The following is a 15,659-nucleotide window of genomic DNA, read 5'->3' as shown; positions in this document are numbered from 1 at the left end:
ATCCGTTCGTTGCTAGCGTGACGGAATGAACCCGTCGAAGACTCCGGCCGAGATCCTGGCGATTGACGGCACCGAGGTTCGCATCTCGAGCCCCGACAAGGTGGTGTTCCCCGAGCCGGGGCTGACGAAGCTCGACCTGGTGCGCTACTACCTCGCGGTCGCGGATGGTGCACTGCGCGGCGCGGGCGGCCGGCCCATGGTGCTCAAGCGCTTCCCGAAGGGCATCGACGCCGAGCCGTTCTTCCAGAAGCGCGTGCCGGAAAACCATCCCGGTTTCATCGAGACGGCAACACTGCACTATGCGTCCGGGACATCGGCCGAAGAGGCCGTCATCCGGGATGCCGCAGGCCTTGCCTGGGTGGTGAACCTTGGCTGCCTCGACCTCAATCCGCATCCCGTGCGTGCCGAGGACCTCGAACATCCCGACGAGCTCCGGGTGGACCTCGATCCGATGCCCGGGGTCGGCTGGTCGCAACTGGTCGACGTCGCCTATGTGGCGCGTGAGGTGCTCGACGACGCGGGGCTGGTCGGGTGGCCGAAGACGAGCGGGTCGCGCGGGCTCCACATCCTGGTGCGCATCGCACCGCAGTGGTCATACCGCGACGTGCGGCTCGCCGCAGAGACGCTCGCCCGCGAGGTGGAGAACCGCGCTCCCGGACTCGCCACCGCGCGGTGGTGGAAGGAGGAACGCGGCGAGAGCGTGTTTGTCGATTTCAACCAGAACGCCAAGGACCGCACAGTGGCATCGGCGTACTCGGTCCGGCCGCTGCCCGATGCCCGGGTTTCGACGCCGCTCACCTGGGACGAGGTCCGCACCACGCGGCCGGAACAGTTCACGGTGCTCACAGTGCCGGAGCGGTTCGCAGCGGTGGGCGACCCGCACGCCGGGATCGACGACGCGGCGGGTTCACTCGACGGGCTTCTGGCGCTGGCAGCACAGCTCGGCCCGGCCGAGAAAGCGCCGCGCAGCGGAGACGCCGCAGGCCGCCGGCAGTCGGTGATGCCGCTGATCGAGGTGGCCCGGACCAGGACCAAGCCCGAGGCGCTTGCCGCGCTGGACGAGTGGAAGGCCCGGCATGCGGACGTTGTCCCGGACTTGCATCCGGCCGACGTACTGGTCGATGGAATGCGCGGCTCAAGCTCGCTCTGGTACCGGGTGCGGGTGAATCTGCAGCACGTTCCGGAGGCGGAGCGTCCGCCGCAGGAGGAACTCATGGCCGACTACGACCCCTGGGCGGGCAAGGTGTGGCCGGGGCGTACCGAGTCCTGAGGTCCGCCGCTAAGGCCGGCGACGCGGGCCGCCGAAGCCCGGCAGGCCGTGGACCCAGCGCGAGAACCGGCCCGGGACGTGCTCCCGGTCTGCGGGCAGGTAGAAGTCCGGATCCGTTCCGCCTCCGAGGGGGAGGTAGAACTCCTGGACTGAGGGTGCCGCCGTCTGTGCCGGTGCAACCGGCGTCGTGTCCTGCTGGTACATCTGATCCTCCTCCAAGGTGGTTGATAGCGTTCTTCGAATTTCCACAAAATGGAAAATAACTTTTGCTATGTGAAATAGCGTAGAACGCCCCCTGGCCGTTCGTCAATGGTTCCGGGCGCCGTCGGTCACAATCGGATTTTTCAAGGAGTGATGTACACCACGGCAAAGCTCGGCTACGCTTTAAGTCAACTCGTGGCGTAGGTCACGTAACCTGGGAGCAGCAGGCAGGGTCGTAATGAGCTGGCGTCATTGGATGCCGGCTCTTTTTTGTTGGGTCGGCTCCATCAGAAACGCGTGCGAAACACGCGCTTAATTTCAATGATGGAACCTAGGTTCCACATCACGGAAGTTGGGAACAGACCATGAGCAGCAAAATCATCCTCGGCCAGAACCAGTACGGCAAGGCCGAAGTCCGGGTTGTAAAAATCACTCGCGACACCGACCGCCACGAGATCGAAGACCTGAACGTCACCTCGCAGCTGCGCGGGGACTTCGCCGCAGCCCACCTCGAAGGCGACAACAGCCACGTCGTTGCAACGGACACGCAGAAGAACACCATCTACGCGTTTGCCCGTGAAGGCGTCGGCTCACCGGAGGCCTTCCTCCTGCGGCTGGGCGAGCACTTCACGTCCAGCTTCGACTGGGTCACCGGCGGCCGCTGGGAAGCCGAGTCCTACAGCTGGGAGCGGATCCAGGCCCACGGTGCCGAGCACGACCACTCCTTCGTGCGGAAGGGCCAGGAAATCCGCACGGCCGTCCTGGTCCGCGACGGCGCGGCAGCACACCTCATCTCGGGCCTGAAGGACCTCACCGTCCTCAAGTCCACCCAGTCCGGCTTCGTCGGCTACCCGCGGGACAAGTACACCACCCTGCCGGAAACCACGGACCGCATCCTGGCCACGGATGTTTCCGCCCGCTGGCGCTTCAACGCCAACACCGACTACAGCTCGCTCGACTTCAACAAGAGCTACGAAGACGTCAAGAGCCTGCTGCTGGAAGGCTTCACCGAGAAGTACTCCCACGCCCTGCAGCAGACCCTGTTCGACATGGGCGCCAAGGTCCTGGAAGCACACAGCGAGATCGACGAAATCAAGTTCTCGATGCCCAACAAGCACCACTTCCTGGTGGACCTCTCGCCGTTCGGCCTCGACAACCCCAACGAGGTCTTCTTTGCCGCCGACCGCCCGTACGGCCTGATCGAGGCCACCGTCCAGCGCGAGGACGCCGCCCCGGCGGACATCGCCTGGTCCGGTATCGCCGGCTTCTGCTAAGCCGCACCTCGGTGGTTGAGCCTGTCGGGACCCCCGGTTTCGACAGGCTCAACCACCGGGCATTCGTTGAGTGAGCCCGTCGAAACCCACCAACGATCCACAACTGTTAGCCAGACACCGTTAGCCAGACAAAGACGTCTGCCATGAACCAAGAAAGTCTGCCATGAACACCAAGAAGAAATCCGGCGCTGCAACGGCCGCCACCGGCCGCAAGCAGTCCGACCGCCCCGAAGACCAGCGGCTGCCCCTCGGAAGCACGTTCGCCTACGGCTTCCAGCACGTGCTCACCATGTACGGCGGCATCATCGCCCCGCCGCTGATCATCGGCGCAGCCGCCGGCATGTCGTCCCAGGACATCGGCCTGCTGATCGCCGCCTGCCTTTTCGTCGGCGGCCTGGCCACCATTCTCCAGACGGTCGGCATCAGGTTCTTCGGATCCCAGCTGCCCCTGGTCCAGGGCGTGTCCTTCGCCGGTGTTTCCACGATGGTGGCGATCGTCCACGGCGGCGGCGGGATCCAGGCGGTGTTTGGCTCGGTGATTGCGGCTTCGCTGATCGGCCTGCTCATCACCCCCCTGTTTTCGAAGATCATCCGCTTCTTCCCGCCGGTGGTCACGGGCACCGTCATCACCACCATCGGCCTGACGCTGATGCCGGTCGCGGCCAACTGGGCCATGGGCGGCAACAACAAGGCGCCGAACTACGGCAGCATGGCCAACATCGGCCTTGCCGCAGCCACCATGGCGATTGTGCTGCTGCTGAGCAAAGTGGGCAACGCCGCCATTTCCCGGCTTTCCATCCTGCTGGCCATGGTGCTCGGCACGGTGATTGCGTTCGTCTTTGGCATGGCCGATTTCTCCAAGGTGGGCCAGGGCGAAATCGTCGCGTTCCCCACCCCGTTCGCGTTCGGCCCGCCCACGTTCGAAATCGCCGCGATCATCTCCATGCTGATCGTCATCCTGGTGACGCTCACCGAGACCTCTGCGGACATCATCGCCGTGGGCGAGATCGTGGGCACCAAGGTTGACTCCAAGCGCATCGGCGACGGCCTGCGGGCGGACATGCTCTCCAGCGCCATCTCCCCGCTGTTCAACTCCTTCACCCAGAGCGCGTTCGCCCAGAACGTGGGCCTCGTTGCCATCACGGGCGTCAAGAGCCGCTTCGTGGTCAGCGCCGGCGGCCTGATCCTGGTGATCCTGGGCCTCCTGCCGGTTCTTGGCCGGGTGGTCGCAGCTGTGCCGACGCCCGTCCTGGGCGGCGCCGGCGTCGTACTCTTTGGAACTGTTGCCGCCAGCGGCATCCGGACCCTTGCCAAAGTGGAGTACCGGAACAACATGAACCTGATCATCGTGGCGGCGTCCGTGGGCTTCGGCATGATCCCGATCGCTGCGCCGGCGTTCTACGACAAGTTCCCTTCCTGGTTCGGCACCATCTTCCACTCGGGCATCAGCTCGGCCGCGGTCATGGCCATCCTGCTGAACCTGCTCTTCAACCACCTCAAGGCCGGCAATTCCGAGAACCAGTCCGTCTTCGTGGCCGGCACCGGCCGCGTGGTCCGCGAAGAGGACCTCAAGTGCCTGGCCGACGGCGACCGCTACGAGGGCGGCAAGCTGATCGACTGCGACGGCAAGGAAGTCCCGGTGGAGTCGGCGTCGAAATCTGACCACTAAGCCCGCAGGCGACCCAAGAAGCGCGAGCGGACAGTTGCGGCCCCTTTCCGAAGGGCCGCAACTGTCCGTTCGCGCTTTGGCTGTCCTGTGAGACGGTTGTTTCATGAGGATCGATGAACGGATCGAACGGCACTATGCGGAGCTGAGCCCCCAGGAGCAGAAGGCGGCGGACACGCTCCTGGACCGCCTCGGCGACCTCGCCGTCTACAACGCCGCGGAACTTGCACGCCTCAGCGGAGTCTCCAAGGCAACCATGAGCCGGCTGTTCCGGCGGCTCGGCTTTGAGGATTTCAACGAGGTCAAGGAACACACCCGGTCCATCCGTTCCAGCGGCATGCCGTTGGGTCCGCAGTCGTCCGACGGCGGCCTGGCCGCCCATTTCGGGCAGGAACAGGAAAACCTGCGCCGCCTGGCCGAATCACTTGACGAGGACAAACTCTCGGAGGCCAGCGGCAAGCTCGCCGGCGCCGGAACCGTGCTGCTGCTCGGCTTCCGCAACAGTTTTCCCGTGGCGCTGCACTTCCGGCAGCAGCTCCTCCAGTGCCGCCCGGCCGTGGCCGTGGCGCCGCAGCCCGGGCAGAGCATCGGCGAAGAGCTCGCCGGCCTGGGCGCGGGGGACGCGGTGGTGCTGTTCGGCTTCCGACGGCGGCCTGCCGGGTTCCGTAAAGTCCTCCAGGCAGCGTCCGCCACCGGGGCAACCACGGTTCTGATCGGGGACCCGAGCGCGCGCCGGCTGGCCGCGGACGCCACGCTGTGGCTCGAGTGCCCGGTGGACGGCGCACAGGCCTTTGACAGCTACGCCGCTGCCATGAGCCTGGTCAGCGTCCTTGCGAACGGCGTCCTCATAGCCTCGGGACGTCCCGGCCGCGAGCGCGTCCGCGAGGTCACGGCCCAGTTCGACGCCCTGGGCGAGATCGAAGCGAAGTAGGTCGAGGCCTCGTAAGAGGCGACGTAAACAGGAATTGTTGCACCAGAAACAGCACTGAAACATTGGTTCCATCTAATTGAAAGCGTGAAACGGCCGGATCGGCGGCTGTCCCAATCTTTCAGAGGAAACCATGACAGACTCCGCGATGGCCGCACCCCGGGTTGAAGCGCCCGCCCGCACCGGCCAGCTCCCCGACTACGATCCCCGGCTCAGCAACGAGGACCTGGTCCCGCTGAAGAACCAGCGCTGGACCAGCTACAACCTGTTCGCGTTCTGGATGTCAGACGTCCACAGCATCGGCGGGTACGTCACGGCAGGCAGCCTCTTCGCCCTGGGCCTGGCCAGCTGGCAGGTCCTCGTGGCACTGCTGGCGGGCATTGTGATCGTCAACATCTTCTGCAACCTCGTGGCCAAGCCCAGCCAGCTGACCGGCGTCCCGTACCCGGTCATCAACCGGGCCGTCTTCGGCGTCAAGGGCGCCAACATCCCGGCCATCATCCGGGGACTGATCGCGGTTGCCTGGTACGGCGTCCAGACGTTCCTTGCCTCCGAGGCCCTGGTGATCGTCTTCCTCAAGTTCTTCCCCGGCATGGCACCGCTGTACGACGTCGAACAGAGCGGCTTCCTGGGACTCTCCGCCCTGGGCTGGATCTGTTACGGCATTCTCTGGGTGGCCCAGGCCGCGCTGTTCTGGAACGGCATGGAAAGCATCCGCAAATTCATCGACTTCGCCGGTCCCGCCGTCTACGTGGTGATGCTGGTCCTGGCCATCTACCTGGTGTCCAAGGCCGGCATCGGCAACATCAGCCTGAATCTTTCCAGCGGTCCGCCCCTGGACTTCGCCGCCTCCATCCCCGTGATGATCTCCGCGATCGCCCTGGTGGTCTCCTACTTCTCCGGCCCGATGCTCAACTTCGGCGACTTCGCCCGCTACGGCAAGAGCTACAAGGCGGTCAAAAAGGGCAACCTCCTGGGGCTGCCGGTGAACTTCCTGTTCTTCTCGCTCCTGACCGTCATCACGGCGTCGGCCACCATCCCGGTGTTCGGGCGCCTCATCACGGACCCGGTCAAGACGGTCCAGGAAATCGACACCGTCTTCGCGGTGCTGCTGGGCGGACTGACCTTCGTCATCGCCACCGTGGGCATCAACATCGTGGCCAACTTCATCTCGCCCGCGTTCGACTTCTCCAACGTCAGCCCGCAGAAAATCAGCTGGCGCGCAGGCGGCATGATTGCCGCCGTCGGCTCCGTCATCCTGACCCCGTGGAACTGGTACTCCAACAACGACGCCATCCACTACACCCTCGGCGTCCTGGGCGCCTTGATCGGCCCGCTCTTCGGCATCCTGATCGCCGGGTACTACGTGGTGAGCCGGCAGAAGGTCTGGGTGGACGACATGTACACGCTGAAGACCACCGGCCGGTACTGGTTCCGGAACGGCTACAACCCGAACGCGGTCAAGGCGGTGGCCATCAGCGGCGCCATCTCCATCGCGTCCGTGGTGATCCCCAAGATCCTGCTCGACACCGGCGCCACCGCAGTGAACGCGACCTGGATCGGCAACTACAGCTGGTTCCTCGGCTGCGCGCTCGGCTTCGTCGTCTTCAGGGCGCTGGAGCGCAAGTCCCCGATGATCTCGCTCGAGCCCGCCGGCGGGGACAGCGGCGCGGTCAGCGACGGCACGCTGGCTTAGCACCCGCCGTCGTCGAACCCCGGACCCAGAACCCTGACGTTGTCTAAGCGCGAACGGACACTTGCGGCCCCCTTCCGTCAGGAAGACGGGCCGCAAGTGTCCGTTCGCGCTGGGAGGAGGGGGCTTAAGTGTCCGTTCGCGCTGGAAGTACGACGGCGGGGGTCAGTTTTGGTTGAGCTCGTCCGAGATCGCCTGGGCTGCTTCGCGCAGCAGCGGCACGGCGCGTTCGGCGAAGGACTGGTCCACGCGGGACACCGGCCCGGACACGGAAATGGCCGTGGGCGTCGGCGCGTTGGGGACTGCCATCGCAAAGCAGCGGACGCCGATCTCCTGCTCCTCCTCATCGATGGAGTAGCCGCGTTCACGGATGAGCTTCAGGTCCAGGAGCAGGGAGTCGATGTCGCCGATGCTCTTGGGGGTGGGCGTCGGCATGCCGCTGCGCTGGACGATCCCGCGGACGGTCTCGTCATCCAGCTGGGCCAGGATCGCCTTGCCCACGCCGGTGGCGTGGGTGTGGGCGCGGCGGCCCACCTCGGTGAACATGCGCATGGAGTGCAGGGACGGCACCTGGGCCACGTATATGACCATGTCCGAGTCCAGCACCGCCATGTTGGACGTCTCCCCCAGCCGGTCCACGAGGGACTTGAGCTGCGGACGGGCGAGTGCGCCGAGCTGCTTGTTGGCGCCTTCGCCGAGCCGGATGAGCCGCGGGCCGAGGGCGTAGCGGCGGTTGGGCAGCTGGCGGATGTAGCCCAGGGTGACCAGCGTGCGCAGCAGGCGGTGGATGGTGGGAAGCGGCAGGTCGGTGGAGGACGAGAGCTCGCTGAGCGTGACGTCTCCGCCGGCATCAGTGATCAGTTCCAAAAGTTCGAAGACGCGCTCAACGGACTGCACGCCTCCCGGGGCTTTTTCAGCCATAACCGTGGTCTCCTGCGGTATCGGTTCCGACAACTCTTATCCACATCGTGAAAAAAATTGCTTAGAAGACCCAAGATACAGCACGCGCAAGGCTCCGTCGATGCACCTTCAGGGCTTGTGTTTCCACAAAGTAGATAATAATATCCATAATACGAAAACATCTGATTGAGCAGTACGCCCGGAGGCACTCAGCGTCCGGGCCCGACGAGGAGGAACATTCAATGGCGAACCCGAGCCCCGGAAATTCGATCACCCTGCGCGTTGAGGCGCCGTCCAGCTTCACTGCGACCAGCGAACTGGCCGCCGCCGTCGGAGCTGCCGGCGCAGCCATCACGGCCCTGGACGTCACCGAGTCCCACCACGAGACCCTGGTTGTGGACGTCACCTGCAACACCACCGACGACGAACATGCCGCCCGCGTCAAGGATGCCCTGAACGCACTCGACGGCGTCACGGTCCAGCACGTCTCCGACCGCACCTTCCTGATGCACCTCGGCGGCAAACTCGAGGTTGTCCCGAAGGTTGCCCTCCGCAACCGCGACGACCTCTCCCGCGCCTACACCCCCGGCGTCGCCCGCGTCTGCCTGGCCATCGCGGAGGACCCCTCAGCGGCCCGCAACCTGACGGTCAAGCGCAACACCATCGCCGTCCTTACCGACGGCTCGGCCGTCCTTGGCCTGGGGAACATTGGCCCGGCCGCGGCCCTGCCGGTCATGGAAGGCAAGGCCGCCCTGTTCAAACAGTTCGCCAACGTTGACGCCTGGCCGGTCTGCCTCGACACCCAGGACACCGAAGAAATCATTATGATCGCCAAGGCCATGGCCCCGGTCTACGGCGGCATCAACCTCGAAGACATCGCCGCCCCTCGCTGCTTCGAGATCGAAAACCGCCTCCGCGAGGAACTGGACATCCCGGTGTTCCACGACGACCAGCACGGCACGGCAATCGTCACCCTGGCCGCACTCGTCAACGCCCTGCGCGTGGTGGGCAAGAAGCTCGCCGACGTCAGGATCGTGGTGTCCGGTGTCGGCGCCGCGGGCTCAGCCATCATCCAGCTCCTCAAGGCCCAGGGCGCCCAGCACATCGTCGCGGCCGGCCGCTCCGGAGCCATCCACTCCGGAGAGGAATACAGCGACGAACACCGCAGCTGGATCGCGGCCAACACCAACGAAGAAGGCTTCTCCGGCACGCTGCACGAGGCACTCGTCGGGGCGGACGTCTTCATCGGCGTCAGCGCCCCGCACGTCATCGGCGAGGAGCAGGTGGCCGCCATGGCCAAGGATGCGATCGTTTTCGCCATGGCCAACCCCACCCCGGAAATCGACCCGGTGGTAGCGTCGAAGCATGCGGCAGTGGTGGCTACGGGGCGCAGCGACTTCCCCAACCAGATCAACAACGTCCTGGCATTCCCGGGCTTCTTCCGCGGGCTGCTCGACGCCGGCGCCTCGGACATCACGCCGGACATGCTGGTGGCCGCAGCCGAAGCCATCGCCAACCGCGTGGCTGACGACGAACTCAATGCCAGCTACATCATCCCCAGCGTTTTCGACCCGCACGTTGCCGCCGATGTGGCCACGGCTGTAGCCAACGCGGCGCACGCAGCCAAGGCCGCCGCAGCCCCGTCAGCCGCAGCAAACGCAGCCCTAGAACCCGCCAACGCCTGATTCGCAGCCCAGAAAGGACCCGGACAATGGCTCTCTCAGTCACAGACCCGCAGCCGATTGCACGAGCAGAGGAAATCCTCACCCCGAAGGCCCTGGCCTTCGTCGAGGAGCTCCACAAGCGGTTTGCGGGCACCCGCGCCGAACTCCTCAAAGCCCGCGTGGCCAAGCGCGAGCAGGTGGCCCGGACCGGAAAGCTTGATTTCCTGCCCGAAACCAAGGATGTCCGCGCGGGCGACTGGAAGGTGGCGCCGGCACCGGCCGCGCTGCAGGACCGCCGCGTGGAAATGACCGGCCCTGCCTCGCCGGCCAAGATGGCCATCAACGCCCTCAACTCCGGTGCCAAGGTGTGGCTGGCCGACCTCGAGGACGCCAGCACCCCCACCTGGGCCAACGTCATCGACGCGATCCTGAACCTCCGCGATGCCGCCGCGGGGACCCTGAGCTACACCTCCCCCGAGGGCAAGGAATACCGGCTCCGCACCGACGCGCCGCTCGCCGTCGTGGTGGCCCGTCCCCGCGGCTGGCACATGGATGAGCGCCACCTCCTGCTTGACGGCGAACACACCGTGGGTGCGCTGGTGGACTTCGGCCTGCACTTCTTCCACACCGCCAAGCAGCTCCTCCTCAACGGCCAGGGCCCGTACTATTACCTGCCGAAGATGGAGAGCCACCTCGAGGCGAGGCTCTGGAACGAGGTGTTTGTCTTCGCGCAGGACTTCCTGGGCATCCCGCAGGGCACCATCAAGGCCACCGTGCTGATTGAGACCATCCCGGCAGCTTTCGAGATGGACGAGATCCTGTACGAACTCCGCGACCACGCCGCAGGGCTTAACGCCGGCCGCTGGGACTACCTGTTCAGCATCATCAAGTACTTCCGAGACGCCGGCGCCAGCTTTGTGCTGCCGGACCGCGCCACCGTGGCCATGACGGCACCGTTCATGCGCGCCTACACGGAGCTGCTGGTCAAGACGTGCCACCACCGCGGCGCCTTTGCCATGGGCGGCATGGCGGCCGTCATCCCCAACCGCAAGCAGCCCGAGGTCACCGCCCAGGCGTTCGAGAAGGTCCGTGCGGACAAGACGCGCGAGGCCAACGACGGCTTCGACGGCTCCTGGGTGGCCCACCCGGACCTGGTGCCGGTCTGCCAGGAAGTGTTCGATTCCGTCCTGGGCGAGCGGCCCAACCAGCTGGACAAGCAGCGCCCGGAGGTCAGCGTCACGGCGGACCAGCTCCTGGACATCGCCTCGGCCGACGGCAAGGTCACCGAGGCCGGGCTTCGCCTGAACCTCTACGTCGCGGTCGCATACACGGCCGTGTGGATCTCCGGCAACGGCGCGGTGGCCATCCACAACCTGATGGAGGACGCCGCCACGGCCGAAATCTCCCGTTCGCAGGTCTGGCAGCAGATCCGCAACAGCGTGGTCCTGGCCGATACCGGAAACACGGTCACACGTGAACTGGTCAGCACCATCCTGGCCGAGGAGACCGAAAAGCTCCGCGGCGAAGTGGGCGAGGAGTCATTCGTCAAGTACTACAAGCCGGCCAGCGACCTGATCGGGGACATCTGCCTGTCCGAGGATTACACCGACTTCCTCACCACTCCGGCCTACGAACTGGTGGGCTGAGGCATGGCGGTACCCTCCGGCTCCCTCAGCGCGCACGATCTCGCGCAGATCGACGCACAGCTGGCCGACACCGACCGGCTGCTGGAGCGCAACTACCCGGGCGACGACGGCACCCGCCAGCCGGTACATACCGTGTATGTATCGGCGGACCGTTTCACGCCGTCGTTCTCCGCTGAGTGGGGGGCTACGGCACTGGCCGCGGCGGAAGCCCACGGCGGCCTGGCCCGTCTGGGCCACCTGCTCGGCCAGGACGCCGAACTTGCCGAAGCCGTGGCCGCGCGCGTCCAGGCGAAACTGGAAAGCGAACCGGTTGAGGACCTGCGCCTGGACTTCGAAGACGGTTTCGGGGACAGGGGCGACGACGCCGAGGACGCGGCCGCTGTTGCGGCGGCTTCCGCCGTGGCCGCGGCAGTCGCGGCCGGCTCAGCGCCCCCGTTCATCGGCATCCGGTTCAAGTGCTTCGAGGCGGCCACCCGTGCCCGCGGCCTGCGCACCCTGGACCTGTTCGTCTCCGGACTGGCCGCAGCGGGCGAGCTGCCGCAGGGCCTGATCCTCACCCTTCCCAAAGTCACCACCGTGGCGCAGGTGAAGGCCATGGACTTCGCCGTGTCCCGGCTGGAGGAAGCGCACTCGCTGCCCGCCGGCCGGCTGCGGTTCGAGGTGCAGGTGGAAACGCCGCAGCTCATCCTCGGCCCGGAAGGAACATCGCCGGTGGCGCAGCTGCCGCACGCGGTCCCGGGACGGATCAGCGGCCTGCACTACGGCACGTACGACTACTCCGCCTCGTTGCAGATCTCCGCGGAATACCAGTCCATGGAACATCCGGTGGCGGACTTCGCCAAGGAAGTCATGCAGCTGGCGGTGGCCGGGACGGGCATCCGCTTGTCGGACGGCTCCACCAACATCATCCCCGTGGGCGACAACGTCGAAAACGCGTGGCAGCTGCACGGCCGGCTGGTGCGGCGCTCCCTGGAGCGCGGCTACTACCAGGGCTGGGACCTGCACCCGGCCCAGCTGCCCAGCCGCTTCGCGGCCACCTATGCTTTCTACCGCCAGGGCCTGCCCGCCGCGGCGGCACGGCTGCGCAACTACGTGGACCGGACCGAGGGCGGGGTCATGGACGAACCCGCCACCGCCCGCGCGCTGGCCGCGTTCGTGCTGCGCGGCGTCCAGTGCGGAGCCGTCGGCGCCGAAGACGTCCAGGCGCTTGCCGGCGTCGGAATCCCCCAGTTGACCGGCCTTGCGCACCCGCGGCTGGCCCACTCCACTTCGAAGTAAGGATCCAATGATGGGAAAGTATTACTACCCCCAGGGCGGCCTGCCGCCGCAGACCCACCTCACCACGGAACGGGCCATCGTCACGGAGGCCTACACGGTCATCCCCAAGGGCGTCATGACCGACATCGTGACCAGCACCCTGCCGGGGTTCTCCAACACGCGCTCCTGGATCCTGGCCCGCCCGATTGCCGGGTTTGCCACCACGTTCTCGCAGCTCATCGTGGAGATCGGCCCCGGCGGCGGCGCTCCCAAGGCCGAGTTTGAGCCCGGCGTCGAAGGCGTCGTTTTCGTCACCAAGGGCAAGGTCAACCTGACCCTCGACGGCGAACTCCACCAGCTTGAGGAAGGCGGCTACGCCTACCTGGCCGCCGGATCCGCCTGGGGCCTGGAGAACGTCTCGGATGACATTGTCTCCTTCCAGTGGATCCGCAAGGCCTACGAGCGCCTTGAGGGCTACGAGGCAAAGTCCTTCGTCACCAGTGACGCCGAAGTGGAACCCACCGCCATGCCGGATACCAACGGCGCCTGGAAGACCACCCGCTTCACGGATTCCAGCGACCTGGCCCACGACATGCAGGTGAACATCGTGACGTTCCAGCCGGGCGGGGTCATCCCGTTCCCGGAGACCCACGTCATGGAGCACGGCCTGTATGTCCTCGAAGGCAAGGCCATGTATCTGCTCAACAACGACTGGGTTGAGGTGGAGGCCGGCGACTTCATGTGGCTGCGCGCCTTCTGCCCGCAGGCCTGCTACGCCGGCGGCCCGGGCGAGTTCCGCTACCTGCTGTACAAGGACATGAACCGCCAGATCCGCCTGACCTGACCGGCTTCGCGGCCGCGGCCGACGGCTATTGACGCGTCTGAAAGCCCTGAGGAACATGAGTTCCGTGGCACGGATTCGCGCACTGCCGTTCCGGACCGCGGCCGCGGCGACCGTCGCCGTGCTGGTCGCCGCACTGGGCGGCTGCACTGCGGCTCCGGAACCGCCGGAGCAGCCCTCGTCGCTGGCACGGCTGGCGGCAGCGCTGGAAGAGTTTGGCAACGAAATGCTCGACGACGGCGCCCCCGCCGTCCTGATGCAGGCCAAAGTGCGGGGTGAAGAATGGTCACGCGCTTCCGGGGTGAGAAGCCTCGAGGGCAGGGAACCGCTGGAGGTTGACGATCCCGTGCCCGTCGGACGGGTCACCGAGTCCTTCATTGCAGTGTCCGTGCTCAAACTCGCGGTTGAAGGCAGGCTGGGCCTTGAGGACCCTGTCAGCCGGCATTTGCCGGACTTCGAGAGCATCATGCACCCGCCGGGGCCGGTCACGGTTCGGCGGCTCCTGCAGCACGAGTCCGGGATGCCGGACTACCTCGTCCCGCTGCTTCAGCAGGGTAGCCTGGGCGAGGTGCTGGCCGCCGGCCGCAGCCACCGGGAGCTCCTCGCCCTGGCCGCGACCCGGAAGTGGGAGCCGCGGCTGGCGCAGGGTTATGAGTACTCGGGTTCGGACTACGTCGTGCTGGGCATGATCGTGGAACGGCTTCGAGGGTTGCCGATTAGCGACGTCCTGCGATCCGACGTGACCGAACCGCTCGGCCTCACCGCCACGCGGATGACCGAACGCGGCCCCGCCCCTCCCGCACTGGTCCACGGCTACGTCACCAGTTCCGGCGAGCGCCTCGATGTCAGCTACCCCGCAGTCCGCGCAGGCGACCCTGCTGTGGGCCTGGTGTCCACAGTCGCCGACCTGAACACCTTCTACGCCGCGCTGCTCGAGGGCCGCCTGATCCCGCGGTCCATGGTCACGGACATGCAGACCCCGCCTTACGCCCGGTACGGGATGGGGATCCAGCGCTGGAACGACACCTGCACCAACAACTTTTACTACGGCCGCGCCGGTGATTCAGCCGGCTACGGCACTATTTCGATGTCCAGCGCCGACGGAACCCGGCAGGCATCGGTCTCCCTGGCTGCCCCGCCGCAGCCCTTCAGCTTAAAAGGCAACGGATTGGCGGAGGACCTCGTCGACGTCCTGGAGGAAGCCCTCAACTCAAGCTGTTAGGACTCGCTCTGTGGGACCGGCGCCGCCAGCACGGCGAGGGCGGCGAAAAGCTAAGCACACTGAGCAAATCCCTTGCATGCTAACGCCGCGGACCCTAGCGTTGAAGAATCCGAGCATCGAGGAAAGGCAACGAAATGACGCTGTATCAACCAGAGCCGGTGGAGATTTCAACGCGCATGCGTCCCGGCGAGTGGACGGAATCCAGCCTTGAAGAACTGGTCACGTCATACCGCGCCAAGCTGATGGAAATGGGGGCAGGGCCCACCGACGTCATCACCGAAGTTGAACGGGACGACGACGGTTCGGTCAGCGTCGCGGTCTCCTGGAACAAGGGCGCCATCGCAGATGCCTAAGGCCTCCCGTCGCTAGGGGGCTCCCCCCCAATCGCTAGGAGCTCCTGGCGAGCCTGCCAATAGCGCTGTCGCGCAGGTTCGCCAGGAGCTCCCGTGGATTCTCGTAGGTTTCCACAGCGCCGGCCTCCAGCAGTTCGGCGGCAGAGGTTCCGCCGCACGTGAGCCCGATGGTGGGAATTCCAAGCCGGCCGGCGGCGTAGACGTCCCAGACGGCATCTCCCACGTAGACCACGTCCCCTGCCTGCAGGCCCACCGCATCCAGGGCTGCCTGGAGGATGTCCGGAGCGGGTTTCCCGGCCTTGGCATCGTTGGCACTGGTCGCGGCGTGCAGATAGGAATCGGCCCGCAATGTTGACCGCAGCGCGTCAAGGTCCTGCTTCCGCGCGGAGGACGCCAGCGCCACGGCGAATCCGCTCTCATAGCACTGGGCCAAGAGGTCCCGCGCCCCATCCAGCGGACGGAGCGCGGGCCAGAAGGTGGCGAAAATCGCGCCGTGGGAGGACTTGATGGAGGCATCGCCCGACTTGTCGCGGCCTGCCGGCAGGAGGTGGTCCAGCAGTTCCGCACCGCCCATGCCTACGGAGCGGTGGATGGCCGACATCGGGACGTCGAGCCCCGCCTCCCGGAACGCCTGCCACCAGGCGAACGTATGCAGGTAGCAGGAATCAACCAGGGTCCCGTCGACGTCGAACAGAACGCCGTGCTTCCGGCCGCCCGGCCCGCTAGGCGTCATAGCCGTTAGGC

14 protein-coding genes are annotated in these 15,659 nt (G+C 66.1%); 11 read left to right on the top strand and 3 right to left on the bottom strand.

What is annotated here, in order from left to right; translation table 11 throughout:
• The first annotated feature begins 25 nt into the window (after positions 1–25).
• Positions 26–1,270 (top strand): non-homologous end-joining DNA ligase, encoded by a 1,245-nt coding sequence (gene ligD / locus PV761_RS12760; protein ID WP_347897220.1) that lies wholly within the window; start codon positions 26–28, stop codon positions 1,268–1,270.
• A gap of 9 nt (positions 1,271–1,279) precedes the next feature.
• Here the strand turns inward: ligD and PV761_RS12755 are convergent, their stop codons facing one another.
• Entirely contained in the window at positions 1,280–1,474 is a 195-nt protein-coding gene (locus PV761_RS12755) for a hypothetical protein (protein WP_028271154.1), read from the bottom strand.
• 362 nt (positions 1,475–1,836) lie between these two features.
• Here PV761_RS12755 and pucL point away from each other — a divergent pair, with 362 nt between their 5' ends.
• From pucL to PV761_RS12735, 4 genes are all read left to right on the top strand, one after another.
• Entirely contained in the window at positions 1,837–2,745 is a 909-nt protein-coding gene (pucL, locus tag PV761_RS12750; RefSeq protein ID WP_347897218.1) for a factor-independent urate hydroxylase, read from the top strand.
• A 163-nt stretch (positions 2,746–2,908) separates the two neighbouring features.
• The gene (locus tag PV761_RS12745; RefSeq protein WP_347897216.1) at positions 2,909–4,414 is read left to right on the top strand and encodes a nucleobase:cation symporter-2 family protein; all 1,506 of its coding nucleotides are present in this window, start codon (positions 2,909–2,911) and stop codon (positions 4,412–4,414) included.
• A 103-nt stretch (positions 4,415–4,517) separates the two neighbouring features.
• Entirely contained in the window at positions 4,518–5,342 is an 825-nt protein-coding gene (locus PV761_RS12740; protein WP_347897214.1) for a MurR/RpiR family transcriptional regulator, read from the top strand.
• Between the two features lie 130 nt (positions 5,343–5,472).
• On the top strand, positions 5,473–7,035 hold the full coding sequence (locus PV761_RS12735) for an NCS1 family nucleobase:cation symporter-1 (RefSeq protein ID WP_347897212.1): 1,563 nt from the start codon (positions 5,473–5,475) through the stop codon (positions 7,033–7,035).
• A 162-nt stretch (positions 7,036–7,197) separates the two neighbouring features.
• Here PV761_RS12735 and PV761_RS12730 read toward each other — a convergent pair whose 3' ends face one another.
• Positions 7,198–7,953, bottom strand: a complete 756-nt coding sequence (locus PV761_RS12730; protein WP_011693256.1) for an IclR family transcriptional regulator — start codon at positions 7,951–7,953, stop codon at positions 7,198–7,200.
• 221 nt (positions 7,954–8,174) lie between these two features.
• On the opposite strand from PV761_RS12730, the gene PV761_RS12725 reads away from it, so the two are divergent.
• From PV761_RS12725 to PV761_RS12700, 6 genes are all read left to right on the top strand, one after another.
• On the top strand, positions 8,175–9,617 hold the full coding sequence (locus PV761_RS12725; RefSeq protein ID WP_347897209.1) for an NAD-dependent malic enzyme: 1,443 nt from the start codon (positions 8,175–8,177) through the stop codon (positions 9,615–9,617).
• Positions 9,618–9,643: 26 nt separating this feature from the next.
• A complete protein-coding gene (gene aceB / locus PV761_RS12720; RefSeq protein WP_347897207.1) occupies positions 9,644–11,242 on the top strand; it encodes a malate synthase A in 1,599 nt (532 codons plus the stop codon).
• A 3-nt stretch (positions 11,243–11,245) separates the two neighbouring features.
• Positions 11,246–12,520 carry an aldolase gene (locus PV761_RS12715; RefSeq protein WP_347897205.1) on the top strand — a complete coding sequence of 425 codons (1,275 nt, stop codon included), beginning with the start codon at positions 11,246–11,248 and terminating at the stop codon, positions 12,518–12,520.
• 10 nt (positions 12,521–12,530) lie between these two features.
• Positions 12,531–13,343 (top strand): bifunctional allantoicase/(S)-ureidoglycine aminohydrolase, encoded by an 813-nt coding sequence (locus PV761_RS12710; protein WP_028271161.1) that lies wholly within the window; start codon positions 12,531–12,533, stop codon positions 13,341–13,343.
• 64 nt (positions 13,344–13,407) lie between these two features.
• The gene (locus PV761_RS12705; RefSeq protein ID WP_347897203.1) at positions 13,408–14,562 is read left to right on the top strand and encodes a serine hydrolase domain-containing protein; all 1,155 of its coding nucleotides are present in this window, start codon (positions 13,408–13,410) and stop codon (positions 14,560–14,562) included.
• A gap of 134 nt (positions 14,563–14,696) precedes the next feature.
• The gene (locus PV761_RS12700; RefSeq protein WP_347897201.1) at positions 14,697–14,915 is read left to right on the top strand and encodes a hypothetical protein; all 219 of its coding nucleotides are present in this window, start codon (positions 14,697–14,699) and stop codon (positions 14,913–14,915) included.
• A gap of 34 nt (positions 14,916–14,949) precedes the next feature.
• Here the strand turns inward: PV761_RS12700 and PV761_RS12695 are convergent, their stop codons facing one another.
• Positions 14,950–15,648, bottom strand: coding sequence for an HAD family hydrolase (locus PV761_RS12695; protein WP_347897199.1), 699 nt, complete (start codon positions 15,646–15,648; stop codon positions 14,950–14,952).
• Positions 15,649–15,659 lie beyond the last annotated feature (11 nt).

Source organism: Arthrobacter sp. CC3, from assembly GCF_039907775.1.
Taxonomy (GTDB): Bacteria; Actinomycetota; Actinomycetes; order Actinomycetales; family Micrococcaceae; genus Arthrobacter.
This window is presented reverse-complemented; position numbering and strand designations above follow the sequence as displayed.

Coding starts and splice junctions, on each gene's coding strand:
- ligD (WP_347897220.1), top strand. CDS start 26: ATGAACCCGTCGAAGACTCCGGCCGAGATCCTGGCGATTGACGGCACC.
- PV761_RS12755 (WP_028271154.1), bottom strand. CDS start 1,474: ATGTACCAGCAGGACACGACGCCGGTTGCACCGGCACAGACGGCGGCA.
- pucL (WP_347897218.1), top strand. CDS start 1,837: ATGAGCAGCAAAATCATCCTCGGCCAGAACCAGTACGGCAAGGCCGAA.
- PV761_RS12745 (WP_347897216.1), top strand. CDS start 2,909: ATGAACACCAAGAAGAAATCCGGCGCTGCAACGGCCGCCACCGGCCGC.
- PV761_RS12740 (WP_347897214.1), top strand. CDS start 4,518: ATGAGGATCGATGAACGGATCGAACGGCACTATGCGGAGCTGAGCCCC.
- PV761_RS12735 (WP_347897212.1), top strand. CDS start 5,473: ATGACAGACTCCGCGATGGCCGCACCCCGGGTTGAAGCGCCCGCCCGC.
- PV761_RS12730 (WP_011693256.1), bottom strand. CDS start 7,953: ATGGCTGAAAAAGCCCCGGGAGGCGTGCAGTCCGTTGAGCGCGTCTTC.
- PV761_RS12725 (WP_347897209.1), top strand. CDS start 8,175: ATGGCGAACCCGAGCCCCGGAAATTCGATCACCCTGCGCGTTGAGGCG.
- aceB (WP_347897207.1), top strand. CDS start 9,644: ATGGCTCTCTCAGTCACAGACCCGCAGCCGATTGCACGAGCAGAGGAA.
- PV761_RS12715 (WP_347897205.1), top strand. CDS start 11,246: ATGGCGGTACCCTCCGGCTCCCTCAGCGCGCACGATCTCGCGCAGATC.
- PV761_RS12710 (WP_028271161.1), top strand. CDS start 12,531: ATGGGAAAGTATTACTACCCCCAGGGCGGCCTGCCGCCGCAGACCCAC.
- PV761_RS12700 (WP_347897201.1), top strand. CDS start 14,697: ATGACGCTGTATCAACCAGAGCCGGTGGAGATTTCAACGCGCATGCGT.
- PV761_RS12695 (WP_347897199.1), bottom strand. CDS start 15,648: ATGACGCCTAGCGGGCCGGGCGGCCGGAAGCACGGCGTTCTGTTCGAC.